Below are 14,955 nucleotides of genomic sequence, written 5' to 3'. Positions count from 1 at the left end.
TGGCTTAAGCGGGCTTATCCGCTGCAAGCTTGAAAACGATGTTCCGCTGTGCCGGTTTTTGTGGCCAAGAGCATCTGTTGGAAGGAGTTGAAAACGATGCAAAAACTAATTGAAGATATCACAAAAGAACAGCTTCGTACTGATCTTCCTGCGTTCCGTCCTGGTGACACTTTACGTGTACACGTTAAAGTTGTTGAGGGTAACCGTGAGCGTATCCAGATCTTTGAAGGTGTTGTGATTAAGCGTCGTGGTGGTGGAATCAGCGAAACGTTCACAGTTCGTAAGATTTCTTACGGTGTTGGCGTTGAACGTACTTTCCCAGTACACACACCAAAAATCGCGAAAATCGAAGTTGTACGTTACGGTAAAGTACGCCGTGCTAAACTTTACTACCTGCGTGAACTTCGCGGAAAAGCGGCTCGTATTAAAGAGATCAGACGATAATGATAACGAACGAAAAGAGCTTGTTACCTGTAACAAGCTCTTTTTTTATACAGAATTTGAAAATGCCGGACAGGCATCGTAAAATACATAAAGGACAACAATGAATCATGCATACTGAAGATAAAGGCGGTGTTCGTGTCACATGACAATTCAATGGTTCCCGGGCCATATGGCAAAAGCAAGAAGGGAAGTAACCGAAAAATTAAAATTAATCGATATCGTATATGAATTGGTAGATGCCAGAATTCCAATGTCATCAAGAAACCCAATGATTGAAGATATTCTAAAAAACAAGCCGCGAATTATGCTGTTAAACAAGGCTGACAAAGCAGATGCGGCAGTTACACAGCGGTGGAAAGAGCACTTTGAGAAGCAGGGGATCCGCTCTCTGTCTATTAATTCTGTAAATGGACAAGGGTTAAATCAAATTGTGCCTGCATCAAAAGAGATCCTCCAAGAAAAATTTGACCGGATGCGTGCGAAAGGTGTGAAGCCGAGAGCGATTCGCGCTTTGATTATCGGCATTCCAAACGTCGGAAAATCAACGCTCATCAACCGGCTTGCAAAGAAAAACATAGCAAAAACGGGAGACAGACCTGGTATTACGACCTCTCAACAGTGGGTCAAAGTTGGGAAAGAATTAGAGCTATTAGATACACCGGGAATTTTGTGGCCTAAATTTGAGGATGAGCTTGTCGGTTTGAGACTGGCAGTCACCGGGGCTATTAAAGACTCGATTATTAATTTGCAGGACGTGGCCGTGTTTGGTCTTCGTTTTCTCGAAGAACATTACCCAGAACGGCTTAAAGAGCGTTATGGCCTTGATGAGATCCCAGAGGACATTGCCGAGCTGTTTGATGCAATAGGTGAAAAGCGGGGCTGTCTCATGAGCGGTGGGCTCATCAACTACGATAAGACGACTGAAGTCATCATTCGCGATATTCGCACTGAAAAGTTCGGCAGGCTGTCATTTGAACAGCCGACGATGTAAAGGCGCGCAGAAATGCGGGTCTTTATTTTTTCTTGGCTGAACCGATACATACAGTAAGGGAGAAGAGAAAGTGAATACATTAACCGTAAAGGACATTAAAGACCGTTTGCAGGAAGTGAAGGATGCACAAGACCCATTTATTGCCCAATGCGAAAACGACCCGAGAAAAAGCGTTCAAACGCTTGTAGAGCAATGGCTTAAAAAGCAAGCGAAAGAAAAAGCGCTGAAAGAACAATGGGTGAATATGACTTCCTATGAAAGGCTGGCAAGAAACAAGGGATTTCGCTTGATTGCAGGTGTTGACGAGGTCGGCCGGGGGCCATTGGCAGGACCAGTTGTCGCCAGCGCAGTCATCCTTCCAGAGGAATGTGAAATACTTGGGCTGACAGACTCCAAAAAGCTTTCAGAGAAAAAACGCGAGGAATATTACGAGCTTATTATGAAGGAAGCACTGGCGGTCGGGATAGGAATTGTAGAAGCTACTGTGATTGATGAGATCAATATATATGAAGCTTCAAAAATGGCAATGGTGAAAGCGATACAAGATTTGTCGGGTACACCTGATTATTTGCTTGTTGACGCAATGACACTTCCCCTCGACACGGCTCAGGCGTCAATTATAAAAGGCGATGCCAAAAGCGTGTCTATTGCGGCAGGTGCGTGTATCGCAAAAGTGACGAGGGACCGAATGATGAGCGCTTATGCCGAAACGTATCCCATGTACGGCTTTGAAAAAAATAAAGGCTATGGGACAAAAGAACATTTGGAAGCTCTCGCTGCATACGGCCCAACTGAATTGCACCGCAAAACTTTCGCTCCTGTTCAATCTTTCAGATAAATCACCATGGACAAGGAGGCACCTATTTAAAATGAACATACGAAATGATGTGCAAAAGGCGCTGCAGCACCTTTTCGGGCGTACAGCCGTCCCGCAGGAAACATCAAAAGTAAACGAAGCGCTAAACGGGGAGAAGCGTCTCCTCTTAGGAAAAGTGCTTCGTTTACTAGGAGATCAGCATGCCCTGATCCAAGTCGGCAATCAAACTGTTCAGGGAAAACTTGAAACCCAGCTTCGTCCTCAGGCATACTATTGGTTTTCCTACGAAAAAAAAACGGCAGAGCAAACAGGCCGTCTTCAGGTCGTTCAAAGCTTTGATCAAAATCCTAAAACCATTCAGGATGCAGCTGGCAAGCTTTTAAATGCCATGTCAGTGAAGACGTCAAACGCAGCTCTCATGATGACAGGAGCGATGCTGAAGAGCAAAACACCCGTAACAGAAAATGATATCAAAACAGCTGTCCGCTGGATGGACACGCTGCCTTCGCAAGACACAAAAAAAGCAGTTGAAACGGTTCTCTTCGCTTTAAAGCGTGATCTTCCCATTCACTCCGAGATTTTGAATGGTGTTCACGCTGTGAAATCGCCTGTTCCGTTGCATCAGCACGTATCCCAGCTGCTACAGGCAATCGACCAAAACCCTCAGCAGAGCCAAATGATGTCAAAGCTAAAGGAAGCAGTTACGGTGCTTTTAAATAGTGAAATCGATGTCCATGCAGAACGGCTAATTGATAAGCTTATTTCTTTAACCGACAATACGAAAGCACCTTCTCCGGCGAATACAGCTGGAAGCAGGGAGCTTAGCACACCAGCTGGCTCCCCCGGAAAAGCCAGCCTGCCGATTGCAAATCACACAGCAGAACAGGGAAGCATACAAGAAGAGCTTGTTAAAACAGCAGCAGACATTCCAATTAAAGAAGCCCGCCAGCTGCTGGTGAAGCTGACGGAATCTGCTGAAAAAAACAGTCTCCAAATTGTGAAAGAAGCAGCAAATTGGATTAAAGCGGCTGCTTCATCGGGTGATAGTAAGTCACTTGCAGCTTCAGCTGTTTTACAAGCGGCACAAGTCACAGACCAGGAAGCCGAAGTCTTTTTAAAGGCTGTTCAGCAGACAGCACCCCATTTGGCGGATAAGGCAGATGTTCTTTCTTTCTTATCCAAAGTGAAAACGGCAATCGGCGCAAGGGACGAGGTTGCGTTCATTAAAGCGTTTGAACAAGGAAGCGCAGTCACATCTGGCGAAATGCAATCCATCAAGCTGGCTCTTTCTGCCTTAAGAGCATCGCATGAGGTAGCCGAACCAGTCAAACAAGAAGCCGATCAGCTTTTTCATAAATTAAATGGCCAGCTTTTCATGCAGCAGGACCATCCATCATACAGCCAAATTGTAATGTCATTTCCGATGTTTTCGAAGTCAGGGGTTCAGGACATGACTGTTCTGTTTAAAGGAAAGAAAGAAGCGGATGGAAAGCTTGATCCTTCCCATTGCCGCCTTTTGTTTTTGCTGCAGCTTGATACACTAAAAGAAACCGTCGTTGATTGCTTGGTACAACAAAAAGTCATGACCATTACAATAGAGACTGATTTCGAGCTGCAGGCTGCGATCGATCCGATGGTGCCCGCGCTTAAACAGGGGCTAAAGGAAATGGGGTACAGCCTTTCAGGGGTAAACGCTAAAAAAAGGGTTCACACCGAAGAAAAGGCTTCAATCGATCAATATATAACAAGTATCAGTGATCAGGAAGTGGATGTGAAAATATGAAAGAGCAGACACCGATCAGAAAAGCTGTTGCTCTCCATTATGACGAACAAAAAGACAAGGCGCCGAGAGTGATTGCCACAGGGAAGGGCCATGTAGCTGACAACATTATCAAAGAAGCGAAAAAAGCAGGGGTCCCGATTCAAGAAGATCGGACCCTTGTCGAATTAATGCGCCATTTGACGGTAGATGATCAAATCCCTGAAGCTCTTTATGAAACGGTAGCCGAGATTTTTTCATTCATTTACAAATTGGACGAAAGCGTAAAAAACAAAAAATAGCTAAAATATTCCCCATCCTCCTTTGAAATTTATGTTTTTAATAAAGTAAAAGTTTGAATGTTTAGAAGGATTAAAAGATTTTGCATCGAACTGTAGACAATTCTTCCAGTATTATTATAGAATGAAAGCGCAGTCTATTTTAGTTTTGTTACATAAGTTAGGAGGATGGGAAATGAATATCCATGAGTACCAGGGAAAAGAAGTCCTCAGAAAATATGGGGTATCTGTTCCTGAAGGTAAAGTGGCTTTTACAGCAGAAGAAGCAGTTGAGAGTGCAAAGAGCTTATCCAGCTCGGTTTATGTCGTAAAGGCTCAAATTCATGCTGGCGGTCGAGGCAAAGCTGGTGGGGTAAAAATAGCAAAATCATTAGACGAAGTAAAAGCGTATGCCGAAGAACTATTAGGGAAGACCCTAGTTACACATCAGACGGGTCCGGACGGCCAAGTAATAAAACGCTTACTTATTGAAGAAGGCTGCGATATTAAAAAAGAATATTACATCGGTCTAGTGCTTGACCGCGCCACTTCAAGAATCGTTTTGATGGCTTCTGAAGAAGGCGGAACGGAAATTGAAGAAGTTGCGGAGAAAACACCGGAAAAAATCAAAAAAGCTGTCATTGATCCAGCTGTTGGCCTTCAAGGCTATCAAGCCAGAGAAATTGCATTCGCTATTAATATTCCAAAAGAGCTCGTGGGAAAAGCTGCTAAATTTATGCTTGGACTATATAAAGCGTTTGTTGAGAAAGACTGCTCAATCGCCGAAATCAATCCGCTTGTTGTTACCGGCGACGGAAATGTGATGGCGCTTGATGCAAAATTGAATTTTGACAGCAATGCGTTGTACCGACAAAAGGACATTATGGAATACAGAGATTTGGATGAAGAAGATCCGAAAGAAATTGAAGCGTCCAAATATGATCTAAGCTACATTTCCCTTGATGGAAATATCGGCTGTATGGTAAACGGCGCGGGGCTTGCAATGTCCACGATGGATATTATCAAGCATTATGGAGGAGAACCGGCCAACTTCCTTGATGTGGGCGGCGGTGCAACCGCTGAAAAAGTCACGGAAGCATTTAAAATCATTCTTTCTGATCAAAACGTTAAAGGGATTTTTGTCAACATTTTCGGCGGCATTATGAAATGTGATGTCATCGCAGAAGGGGTTGTTGAAGCGACTAGACAAGTTGGTTTGACATTGCCGCTTGTCGTCCGTCTTGAAGGCACAAACGTGGATCTAGGGAAGAAAATCCTTAGTGAATCAGGATTAAACATTACATCTGCGGAATCAATGGCTGACGGCGCGCAGAAAATCGTATCCTTAGTTTAAGAAAGAATGAAAGGCAGGGGACCAAATAATGAGTGTTTTCATTAATAAAGATACAAGAGTTATTGTGCAAGGGATTACAGGTTCTACCGCTTTATTTCATACGAAGCAGATGCTTGAATACGGCACAAATATCGTTGGCGGTGTAACACCTGGAAAAGGCGGAACAGAAGCGGAAGGTGTTCCTGTATTTAATACAGTGGCTGAAGCAGTTCAAACAACCGGCGCTAACGCGTCTGTTATATATGTGCCCGCACCGTTTGCAGCTGATGCGATTATGGAAGCGGTAGATGCGGAGCTTGATCTCGTGATTTGTATCACAGAACATATCCCGGTTTTGGATATGGTGAAGGTCAAACGCTTCATGGAAGGCAAGAAAACGAGACTGATAGGGCCGAACTGTCCTGGTGTCATTACGCCTGAAGAATGTAAAATCGGCATTATGCCCGGATACATCCATAAAAAGGGTCATGTAGGCGTTGTATCACGTTCAGGGACATTAACATACGAAGCGGTGCACCAGCTCTCAGAAGCGGGTGTAGGGCAATCTACAGCTGTTGGAATCGGCGGCGACCCTGTAAATGGAACAAACTTTATTGACGTTTTAAAAGCGTTTAACGAAGATCCTGACACACACGCAGTCATCATGATTGGCGAAATCGGCGGTACGGCCGAAGAGGAAGCGGCAGAGTGGGTAAAAGCCAACATGACAAAACCGGTAGTCGGTTTTATCGGCGGTAAAACAGCACCTCCTGGGAAGCGCATGGGGCATGCAGGCGCCATTATTTCCGGCGGAAAAGGGACAGCTGATGAAAAAATCAAAACCCTTAATGCATGCGGAATCGAAGTTGCAGAGACACCTTCTGTCATGGGTGAAACCTTAATCAAGGTGCTGAAAGAGAAGAACTTGTTCGAAACTTGTAAAACGCATTAATAAAAAAGGGACAGCCGTCAAGGCTGTTCCTGCTTTTTCTAACAAAAGGAGGTCAATCTATTGGATCAGGCCGCTGCCTGCCTAACGATTTGCAGAATCAATCAATTATTATCCCCATCCCTTCTATTAAAATGGTGGAAAGCCGATCCGTCTATGTCGCTGACATCACCTGTGTTACAAACGGTTACTCGTGATCAAATAAAAGCAGCTGCATTAAAAAACGAAATAGAACAATTTTATCCAAAGCTCCCGCGTGTACTTGCTGCTTATCGTGAGCAAGGCATTAACACCATCCCTATTTCTTCAAAGCAATATCCTTTCTGGCTTAAAAGCATTTATGATCCCCCTGCCGTACTGTTTGCAAAAGGTGATATGACTCTTCTTTCGAAAGGGAGAAAAATTGGAATTGTAGGGACAAGAAATCCAACAGCTTATGGGAAACAAGTTGTCAATCATCTTACAAAAGAGATCTGTCGTAAAGGTTGGGTGATTGTCAGCGGACTGGCGTCTGGGATAGACGGAATGTCCCATGCTGCAAGTATTAAGGCGAAGGGGCGGACAATTGGCGTCATTGCAGGCGGATTTCAACACATTTATCCCCGAGAAAACCTTCAGTTAGCAGATCACATGGCTAAACACCATATCCTGCTGTCAGAGCACCCACCTGAAACGAAACCCCAAAAATGGCATTTCCCTATGAGAAACCGTATTATCAGCGGACTAAGTGAAGGCGTTATTGTCGTTCAGGGCAAAGAAAAAAGCGGTTCGCTGATTACTGCCTATCAAGCATTGGAACAAGGGAGAGAGGTATTTGCCGTACCCGGTTCATTGTTTGACCCTTACGCCGGAGGTCCTATAAAACTGATCCAGCAGGGGGCTAAAGCCATATGGTCAGCAGAGGATATTTTCGAGGAACTTCCTGAGAGAAACGTTCAATATACGGAACCCTTTTGAATTATCGTTTGACAAACGGTATTGTAATATTTAATAATAGTGAGGATTTAAAGTTGCATATTGTTTTCTATTTAATTAATGACGTTCATGATAAAGAATGAAATGTTGAAAGCCAAATAAAGACAGCTGCAAAAATAAAATTGAAATATCTTGAAAAGAGAGAGAACACCTCTTGAGGGGGATGAAAATGTCTGATTATCTAGTCATCGTGGAATCGCCCGCTAAGGCGAAAACGATTGAACGTTACTTAGGTAAAAAATATAAAGTAAAAGCATCAATGGGACATGTCCGGGATCTTCCAAAAAGTCAAATGGGAGTTGACATAGAACAGAATTTTGAACCGAAATATATTACCATTCGAGGTAAAGGTCCGGTATTAAAAGAGCTGAAAACGGCAGCGAAAAAAGCCAAAAAAGTGTATCTCGCAGCCGACCCCGACAGAGAAGGGGAAGCGATTGCATGGCATTTGGCACACAGTCTTGATTTAGATCTCAACTCAGACTGCCGTGTGGTGTTTAACGAAATTACAAAAGACGCTATTAAGGAATCGTTTAAGCATCCCCGCATGATCAATATGGATTTAGTGGATGCACAGCAAGCGAGACGTATTTTAGACAGGCTTGTCGGATATAAAATCAGTCCAATCTTATGGAAAAAAGTCAAAAAAGGGCTTAGCGCAGGACGCGTGCAATCCGTTGCCCTCCGTTTGATTATTGACCGTGAAAAAGAGATTAACGACTTTAAGCCCGAGGAATATTGGACAATTGACGGTACGTTCTTAAAAGGTCAAGAAACCTTTGAAGCGAGCTTTTTCGGGAAAAACGGCAAAAAACTTCCTTTAAATAGTGAAGCTGATGTAAAAGAGATTCTTTCTCAGCTCAAAGGGAATCAATATACAGTTGAAAAAGTAACCAAAAAGGAACGCAAACGTAATCCCGCTTTGCCTTTTACCACTTCTACCCTGCAGCAGGAAGCGGCTCGCAAGCTCAATTTCAGAGCGAAGAAAACGATGATGATTGCACAGCAATTATATGAAGGAATTGATTTAGGAAGAGAAGGAACGGTTGGTCTGATCACGTATATGAGAACGGATTCAACCCGTATTTCAAATACGGCTGTTGATGAAGCAGCTGCATTTATTGATCAGACATATGGAAAAGAGTTCCTAGGCGGAAAACGGAAGCCTGCGAAAAAGAATGAAAATGCCCAGGATGCCCACGAAGCAATTCGGCCGACATCAGTTCTTAGAAAACCAAGTGAATTAAAAGCAGTCCTCGGCAGAGACCAAATGAGACTGTATAAATTAATTTGGGAGCGTTTTGTTGCCAGCCAAATGGCATCGGCTGTTCTCGATACAATGAGTGTCGACCTGACAAACAACGGTTTGACATTTCGTGCAAATGGAAGTAAAGTCAAGTTTTCCGGGTTTATGAAGGTGTATGTTGAAGGAAAAGACGATCAAATGGAAGAAAAAGACCGGATGCTGCCTGACTTACAAGAAGGCGACACGGTATTATCAAAAGATATAGAACCTGAGCAGCATTTTACCCAGCCGCCTCCGCGATATACTGAGGCCCGGCTCGTTAAAACCCTTGAAGAACGCGGTATCGGCCGTCCATCCACATATGCTCCGACACTTGATACTATTCAGCGTCGCGGCTACGTGGCATTGGATAATAAACGTTTCGTTCCGACTGAATTAGGTCAGATCGTTCTTGACTTGATCATGGAGTTTTTCCCTGAGATCATTAACGTTGAGTTTACAGCTAAAATGGAGAGAGATCTTGATCATGTTGAAGAAGGCAATACTGAATGGGTCAAAATTATTGATAATTTCTACACCGATTTTGAAAAACGCGTCAAAAAAGCCGAATCGGAAATGAAGGAAGTTGAGATTGAACCAGAGTATGCTGGAGAGGATTGTGAATTGTGCAGTTCTCCAATGGTATATAAAATGGGACGGTACGGTAAATTCTTAGCTTGCTCCAACTTCCCTGACTGCCGGAACACGAAACCGATTGTGAAACAAATCGGTGTGAAGTGCCCGAGCTGCGGAGAAGGAAACATTGTTGAGCGAAAATCGAAAAAGAAACGGGTGTTTTACGGCTGTGACCGTTATCCGGACTGTGAATTCGTATCATGGGACAAACCAATTGAACGAAAATGCCCGAAATGCGGAAAAATGCTCGTCGAGAAAAAACTCAAAAAAGGCATACAAGTCCAATGCGTGGAATGCGATTATAAGGAAGAACCACAGAAGTAGCGGTGAGCAGGGTCTTGCTCACCTTCTTTGTGTGTTAAAAGAAGGCCTTGAATAATAAACTAGGAGATGTGAAAGATGAACCAACAAACAGTGAATGTAATCGGAGCCGGACTCGCAGGAAGTGAAGCAGCATGGCAGCTTGCCAAACGGGGGATTCAAGTCAAATTGTATGAAATGCGGCCAGTTAAACAAACGCCTGCGCACCATACAGATAAATTTGCCGAGCTTGTCTGCAGCAACTCTCTTCGCTCTAATACACTTGCTAACGCTGTCGGTGTATTAAAGGAAGAAATGCGTGCGCTTGATTCAGCCATTATCGCGGCGGCTGACGAATGTTCGGTGCCTGCCGGGGGCGCTCTTGCAGTAGACCGTCATGAATTTGCCGCAAGTGTGACAAATCGGGTGAAAAATCATCCAAACGTAACCGTTATTAATGAAGAAGTGACTGAAATTCCTGAAGGCCCCACTATCATCGCAACGGGTCCGTTAACATCAGAATCGCTGTCTGCCCAGCTGAAGGAGCTGACTGGAGAGGACTATTTATATTTTTATGACGCAGCGGCGCCGATTGTAGAAAAAGACAGCCTTGATATGGATAAAGTGTATCTGAAATCCCGTTATGATAAAGGTGAAGCAGCATATTTGAACTGCCCGATGACAGAAGAAGAGTTTGACCGTTTTCATGAAGCATTAACATCAGCAGAAACAGTGCCGTTAAAAGAATTTGAAAAAGAGATTTTCTTTGAAGGCTGCATGCCGATTGAAGTCATGGCAAAACGGGGTAAGAAAACAATGCTTTTCGGTCCGATGAAACCGGTTGGTCTAGAGCATCCTGTTACAGGAAAACGCCCTTATGCCGTCGTTCAGCTCAGACAGGATGATGCTGCGGGAACACTTTATAATATTGTAGGATTCCAGACTCATTTAAAATGGGGAGACCAAAAGGAAGTTCTCAAGTTGATTCCAGGGCTTGAAAATGTAGAAATCGTCAGATATGGCGTGATGCATAGAAACACATTTATTAACTCTCCAAGCCTGTTAAAGCCGACTTATCAATTTAAAAACCGCAGTGATCTGTTCTTTGCAGGCCAAATGACGGGAGTAGAAGGATATGTGGAATCAGCTGCCTCAGGACTTGTAGCAGGCATTAATGCGGCGAAGCTTGTATTGGGAGAAGAGCTTGTGATCTTCCCTCAGGAAACAGCAATTGGCAGTATGGCACATTATATTACAACAACAAACCAGAAGAACTTCCAGCCGATGAATGCAAACTTTGGGCTTTTGAAAGAATTGCCAGTTAAAATTAAAAATAAAAAAGAACGAAATGAACAATACGCGAACCGTGCGATTGAAACAATTCAAACAATTTCGAAAACAATATAGGTATTGATTGCAACCTGAGCGCGATTTGTGATACCATTTAAAAGCCCTTCCTGGGGAGGTATTAGGCATGGAGAATGTTAAGAATTTCGTAAAGTTATTCGTTGAATATTTACAAATTGAAAAAAATAATTCACAATATACTATTGTGAATTATGTGGATTCAATTGAAGAATTCGAGACTTTCCTGCGCGTTCAAGGTATAAATGGATTTGAAGAAGCTGCATATCAAGATACTAGGATTTTTTTGACAGAAGCCTATGAAAAAGGTTTATCGAGAAGAACAATAAGCAAAAAGATATCTGCATTAAGAAGCTTTTATAAGTTTCTGATGCGGGAAAAGCTTATTGAAGAAAATCCGTTTCAGCTTGTTCATCTGCCAAAACAGGAGAAACGGATACCGAAGTTTCTATATCAAAAAGAGCTTGAGGAGCTGTTTGAAGTTTCAGATATAAGCCAGCCGGCCGGAATGAGGGATCAAGCGCTGTTAGAGCTGCTCTATGCCACCGGAATGAGGGTCAGTGAATGCTGTTCCATAACTATTAACGACGTTGATTTATTTATGGACACTGTGCTTGTTCACGGTAAAGGCAAGAAGCAGCGCTATATCCCCTTTGGGTCTTATGCCCGCGAAGCGTTGAAGGTATACATGAATAGCGGAAGACAGTGCTTGCTGATGAAGGCAAAAGAACCTCATGATCTATTATTCGTAAATCAAAGAGGCGGACCGCTTACAGCCCGTGGCATCAGACATATTTTAAGCGGGCTTGTTCAAAAAGCGTCAAGCACTTTACATATCCATCCGCATATGCTTCGACATACGTTCGCCACGCATCTGTTAAATGAAGGAGCGGATTTGAGAAGCGTTCAAGAACTGCTCGGGCATTCCAATCTGTCTTCTACACAGATATACACGCACGTTTCGAAGGAAATGTTGAGAAACACATATATGTCTCACCATCCAAGAGCATTTAAGAAAAATTAAAGGAGGCCCTTTATGTCATCTTTTCATGCGACCACAATATTTGCCGTACAGCATAAAGGACGAAGCGCTATGTCCGGAGACGGCCAAGTAACATTTGGTCAGGCTGTTGTCATGAAACACACGGCACGGAAAGTGAGAAAACTGTTTAACGGCAAAGTTCTTGCTGGCTTTGCGGGATCTGTTGCAGACGCTTTCACTTTATTCGAAAAGTTTGAAGCTAAGCTTGAAGAATATAACGGCAACTTAAAACGGGCGGCTGTTGAGCTTGCGAAGGAATGGCGCAGTGATAAAGTGCTAAGAAAGCTCGAAGCCATGCTGATTGTTATGAATCAGGATACTTTGCTTCTCGTATCGGGAACAGGCGAGGTGATCGAACCAGATGACGGCATTCTCGCGATTGGATCAGGAGGCAATTACGCTTTGGCAGCGGGAAGAGCACTGAAAAAGCATGCCGGTGAAAGCATGTCTGCAAGTGAGATTGCCAGAGCCGCGTTAGAAACAGCAGGCGAAATTTGTGTTTACACGAACGATCAAATCATACTGGAAGAGCTTGAATAGAAAGGACTTGAGGCGCATGGAAAAAAAACCGTTAACTCCTAGACAGATTGTAGATCGGTTAGACCAATATATTGTCGGTCAGCAAAATGCGAAAAAAGCTGTCGCCGTGGCATTAAGAAACCGCTATAGAAGAAGTCTTCTGGATGAAAAGCTGAAGGACGAGGTCGTTCCGAAAAACATTTTAATGATGGGTCCTACCGGCGTCGGGAAAACTGAAATTGCCAGACGAATCGCTAAGCTTTCAGGTGCGCCATTTATCAAAATTGAAGCTACTAAATTTACCGAAGTCGGCTATGTAGGCAGAGATGTTGAATCAATGGTCAGAGATCTTGTGGAGACTTCTGTTCGTCTTATCAAAGAAGAGAAAATGAATGAAGTAAAGGAACAGGCAGAAGAAAATGCAAACAAACGCATTGTTCGTCTGTTAGTTCCTGGGAAGAAAAAACAATCTGGCGTTAAAAATCCGTTTGAAATGTTTTTTGGAGGCAGCCAGCCGAATGGTGAAGATGAGGCGGAGAGCCAGGAAGAAGCAAACATCGAAGAAAAAAGAAAACGAATGGCGCATCAGCTGGCTTTAGGAGAGCTCGAAGACTACTATGTAACAGTAGAAGTCGAAGAGCAGCAGCCTTCTATGTTTGACATGCTGCAGGGCTCGGGTATGGAGCAGATGGGTATGAACATGCAGGATGCGCTGAGCGGATTAATGCCAAAGAAAAAGAAACGGCGCAAAATGACAGTCAGAGAAGCCAGAAAAGTCCTGACGAATGAAGAAGCAAGCAAACTCATCGATATGGATGAAGTCAGCCAGGAAGCTGTTCAGAGAGCAGAAGAGAGCGGGATTATCTTTATCGATGAGATTGATAAAATCGCAAAGAACGGCGGTGCATCTTCTTCTGCCGATGTTTCAAGAGAAGGCGTTCAGCGGGATATTCTGCCGATTGTTGAGGGCTCAACCGTTGTCACAAAATATGGTTCTGTAAAAACAGACCATGTATTATTTATTGCAGCAGGAGCGTTTCATATGGCCAAACCGTCTGATTTGATTCCTGAGCTGCAGGGGCGTTTCCCGATTCGTGTAGAACTGAACAAACTCACGGTAGACGACTTCGTGAGAATTTTGGTTGAGCCGGATAATGCGCTGCTGAAACAATATCAGGCATTATTGCAGACAGAAGGTATATCTCTTGAATTTTCTGACGAAGCTATTCATAAGATTGCTGAAGTTGCTTATCATGTGAACCAGGACACAGATAATATCGGTGCGAGACGCCTTCATACAATACTTGAACGCCTATTAGAAGATTTGTCGTTTGAAGCTCCAGATGTAACGATGGAGAAAATAACGATTACACCACAGTATGTCGAAGAAAAGCTCGGAACGATAGCCAAAAACAAAGATTTAAGTCAATTTATATTGTGAAAAATTTAATATGAGGAATGTTTAGGAGGATTATTTATCATGGCTTTATTACAAAAAACAAGAATTATTAACTCCATGCTGCAAGCTGCGGCAGGGAAACCGGTAAACTTCAAGGAAATGGCGGAGACGCTGCGGGATGTAATTGATTCCAATATTTTCGTTGTAAGCCGCAGAGGGAAACTCCTTGGGTATTCTATTAACCAGCAAATTGAAAATGATCGTATGAAAAAAATGCTTGAGGATCGTCAATTCCCTGAAGAATATACGAAAAATCTGTTTAATGTCCCTGAAACATCTTCTAACTTGGATATTAATAGTGAATATACTGCTTTCCCTGTTGAGAACAGAGACCTGTTTCAAGCTGGTTTAACAACAATTGTGCCGATCATCGGAGGCGGGGAAAGATTAGGAACACTTATTCTTTCGCGTTTACAAGATCAATTCAATGACGATGACTTAATTCTAGCTGAATACGGCGCAACAGTTGTCGGAATGGAAATCCTAAGAGAAAAAGCAGAAGAAATTGAAGAGGAAGCAAGAAGCAAAGCTGTCGTACAAATGGCTATCAGCTCGCTTTCTTACAGTGAGCTTGAAGCAATTGAGCACATTTTTGAGGAGCTTGACGGAAATGAAGGTCTTCTTGTTGCAAGTAAAATTGCTGACCGTGTCGGCATTACCCGTTCTGTTATTGTGAACGCACTCAGAAAGCTGGAGAGCGCCGGTGTTATCGAGTCTAGATCATTAGGAATGAAAGGTACTTATATCAAGGTACTAAACAACAAATTCTTAATTGAATTAGAAAATCTAAAATCTCATTAATC

At 43.3% G+C, this 14,955-nt stretch carries 14 protein-coding genes; all 14 read left to right on the top strand.

From position 1 onward, the window contains the following. The first annotated feature begins 96 nt into the window (after positions 1–96). Entirely contained in the window at positions 97–444 is a 348-nt protein-coding gene (gene rplS, locus PUN35_RS06000; RefSeq protein WP_003220825.1) for a 50S ribosomal protein L19, read from the top strand. Between the two features lie 142 nt (positions 445–586). Then, positions 587–1,435: a ribosome biogenesis GTPase YlqF gene (ylqF, locus tag PUN35_RS05995; RefSeq protein WP_014479772.1), complete on the top strand. Its 849-nt coding sequence runs from the start codon at positions 587–589 to the stop codon at positions 1,433–1,435. 70 nt (positions 1,436–1,505) lie between these two features. Then, entirely contained in the window at positions 1,506–2,273 is a 768-nt protein-coding gene (rnhB, locus tag PUN35_RS05990) for a ribonuclease HII (protein WP_014479773.1), read from the top strand. Between the two features lie 31 nt (positions 2,274–2,304). Then, the gene (locus PUN35_RS05985; RefSeq protein ID WP_014479774.1) at positions 2,305–4,035 is read left to right on the top strand and encodes a hypothetical protein; all 1,731 of its coding nucleotides are present in this window, start codon (positions 2,305–2,307) and stop codon (positions 4,033–4,035) included. Beyond that, complete coding sequence (locus PUN35_RS05980; RefSeq protein WP_003232001.1) at positions 4,032–4,313, top strand: FlhB-like flagellar biosynthesis protein; 282 nt, start codon at positions 4,032–4,034, stop codon at positions 4,311–4,313. The genes PUN35_RS05985 and PUN35_RS05980 overlap by 4 nt, the downstream gene beginning before the upstream one ends. A gap of 172 nt (positions 4,314–4,485) precedes the next feature. Beyond that, entirely contained in the window at positions 4,486–5,643 is a 1,158-nt protein-coding gene (gene sucC, locus PUN35_RS05975) for an ADP-forming succinate--CoA ligase subunit beta (protein WP_003244732.1), read from the top strand. A 28-nt stretch (positions 5,644–5,671) separates the two neighbouring features. Beyond that, the gene (sucD, locus tag PUN35_RS05970) at positions 5,672–6,574 is read left to right on the top strand and encodes a succinate--CoA ligase subunit alpha (protein WP_003238566.1); all 903 of its coding nucleotides are present in this window, start codon (positions 5,672–5,674) and stop codon (positions 6,572–6,574) included. 60 nt (positions 6,575–6,634) lie between these two features. After that, entirely contained in the window at positions 6,635–7,528 is an 894-nt protein-coding gene (dprA, locus tag PUN35_RS05965) for a DNA-processing protein DprA (protein ID WP_014479775.1), read from the top strand. A 187-nt stretch (positions 7,529–7,715) separates the two neighbouring features. Next, entirely contained in the window at positions 7,716–9,791 is a 2,076-nt protein-coding gene (gene topA / locus PUN35_RS05960; RefSeq protein ID WP_014479776.1) for a type I DNA topoisomerase, read from the top strand. A gap of 75 nt (positions 9,792–9,866) precedes the next feature. Further along, positions 9,867–11,174: an FADH(2)-oxidizing methylenetetrahydrofolate--tRNA-(uracil(54)-C(5))-methyltransferase TrmFO gene (trmFO, locus tag PUN35_RS05955; protein ID WP_003244725.1), complete on the top strand. Its 1,308-nt coding sequence runs from the start codon at positions 9,867–9,869 to the stop codon at positions 11,172–11,174. A gap of 67 nt (positions 11,175–11,241) precedes the next feature. Next, positions 11,242–12,156 carry a tyrosine recombinase XerC gene (gene xerC / locus PUN35_RS05950; RefSeq protein ID WP_014479777.1) on the top strand — a complete coding sequence of 305 codons (915 nt, stop codon included), beginning with the start codon at positions 11,242–11,244 and terminating at the stop codon, positions 12,154–12,156. A 12-nt stretch (positions 12,157–12,168) separates the two neighbouring features. Then, the gene (gene clpQ / locus PUN35_RS05945; protein WP_003238555.1) at positions 12,169–12,714 is read left to right on the top strand and encodes an ATP-dependent protease subunit ClpQ; all 546 of its coding nucleotides are present in this window, start codon (positions 12,169–12,171) and stop codon (positions 12,712–12,714) included. Between the two features lie 16 nt (positions 12,715–12,730). Then, the gene (gene hslU / locus PUN35_RS05940) at positions 12,731–14,134 is read left to right on the top strand and encodes an ATP-dependent protease ATPase subunit HslU (RefSeq protein ID WP_014476801.1); all 1,404 of its coding nucleotides are present in this window, start codon (positions 12,731–12,733) and stop codon (positions 14,132–14,134) included. Positions 14,135–14,173: 39 nt separating this feature from the next. Continuing rightward, positions 14,174–14,953, top strand: a complete 780-nt coding sequence (gene codY / locus PUN35_RS05935) for a GTP-sensing pleiotropic transcriptional regulator CodY (protein WP_003220850.1) — start codon at positions 14,174–14,176, stop codon at positions 14,951–14,953. The last annotated feature ends 2 nt before the right edge of the window (positions 14,954–14,955 follow it).

Origin of the sequence: Bacillus sp. N3378-2at (assembly GCF_033412715.1) — a bacterium.
Lineage (GTDB): Bacteria > Bacillota > Bacilli > Bacillales > Bacillaceae > Bacillus > Bacillus subtilis.
This window is presented reverse-complemented; position numbering and strand designations above follow the sequence as displayed.

Excerpts from the sequence above, each read along its gene's own strand:
- trmFO (WP_003244725.1), top strand. The coding sequence starts at position 9,867 with ATGAACCAACAAACAGTGAATGTAATCGGAGCCGGACTCGCAGGAAGT.
- codY (WP_003220850.1), top strand. The coding sequence starts at position 14,174 with ATGGCTTTATTACAAAAAACAAGAATTATTAACTCCATGCTGCAAGCT.
- PUN35_RS05980 (WP_003232001.1), top strand. The coding sequence starts at position 4,032 with ATGAAAGAGCAGACACCGATCAGAAAAGCTGTTGCTCTCCATTATGAC.
- rplS (WP_003220825.1), top strand. The coding sequence starts at position 97 with ATGCAAAAACTAATTGAAGATATCACAAAAGAACAGCTTCGTACTGAT.
- sucC (WP_003244732.1), top strand. The coding sequence starts at position 4,486 with ATGAATATCCATGAGTACCAGGGAAAAGAAGTCCTCAGAAAATATGGG.
- PUN35_RS05985 (WP_014479774.1), top strand. The coding sequence starts at position 2,305 with ATGAACATACGAAATGATGTGCAAAAGGCGCTGCAGCACCTTTTCGGG.
- ylqF (WP_014479772.1), top strand. The coding sequence starts at position 587 with ATGACAATTCAATGGTTCCCGGGCCATATGGCAAAAGCAAGAAGGGAA.
- clpQ (WP_003238555.1), top strand. The coding sequence starts at position 12,169 with ATGTCATCTTTTCATGCGACCACAATATTTGCCGTACAGCATAAAGGA.
- sucD (WP_003238566.1), top strand. The coding sequence starts at position 5,672 with ATGAGTGTTTTCATTAATAAAGATACAAGAGTTATTGTGCAAGGGATT.
- hslU (WP_014476801.1), top strand. The coding sequence starts at position 12,731 with ATGGAAAAAAAACCGTTAACTCCTAGACAGATTGTAGATCGGTTAGAC.
- topA (WP_014479776.1), top strand. The coding sequence starts at position 7,716 with ATGTCTGATTATCTAGTCATCGTGGAATCGCCCGCTAAGGCGAAAACG.
- xerC (WP_014479777.1), top strand. The coding sequence starts at position 11,242 with ATGGAGAATGTTAAGAATTTCGTAAAGTTATTCGTTGAATATTTACAA.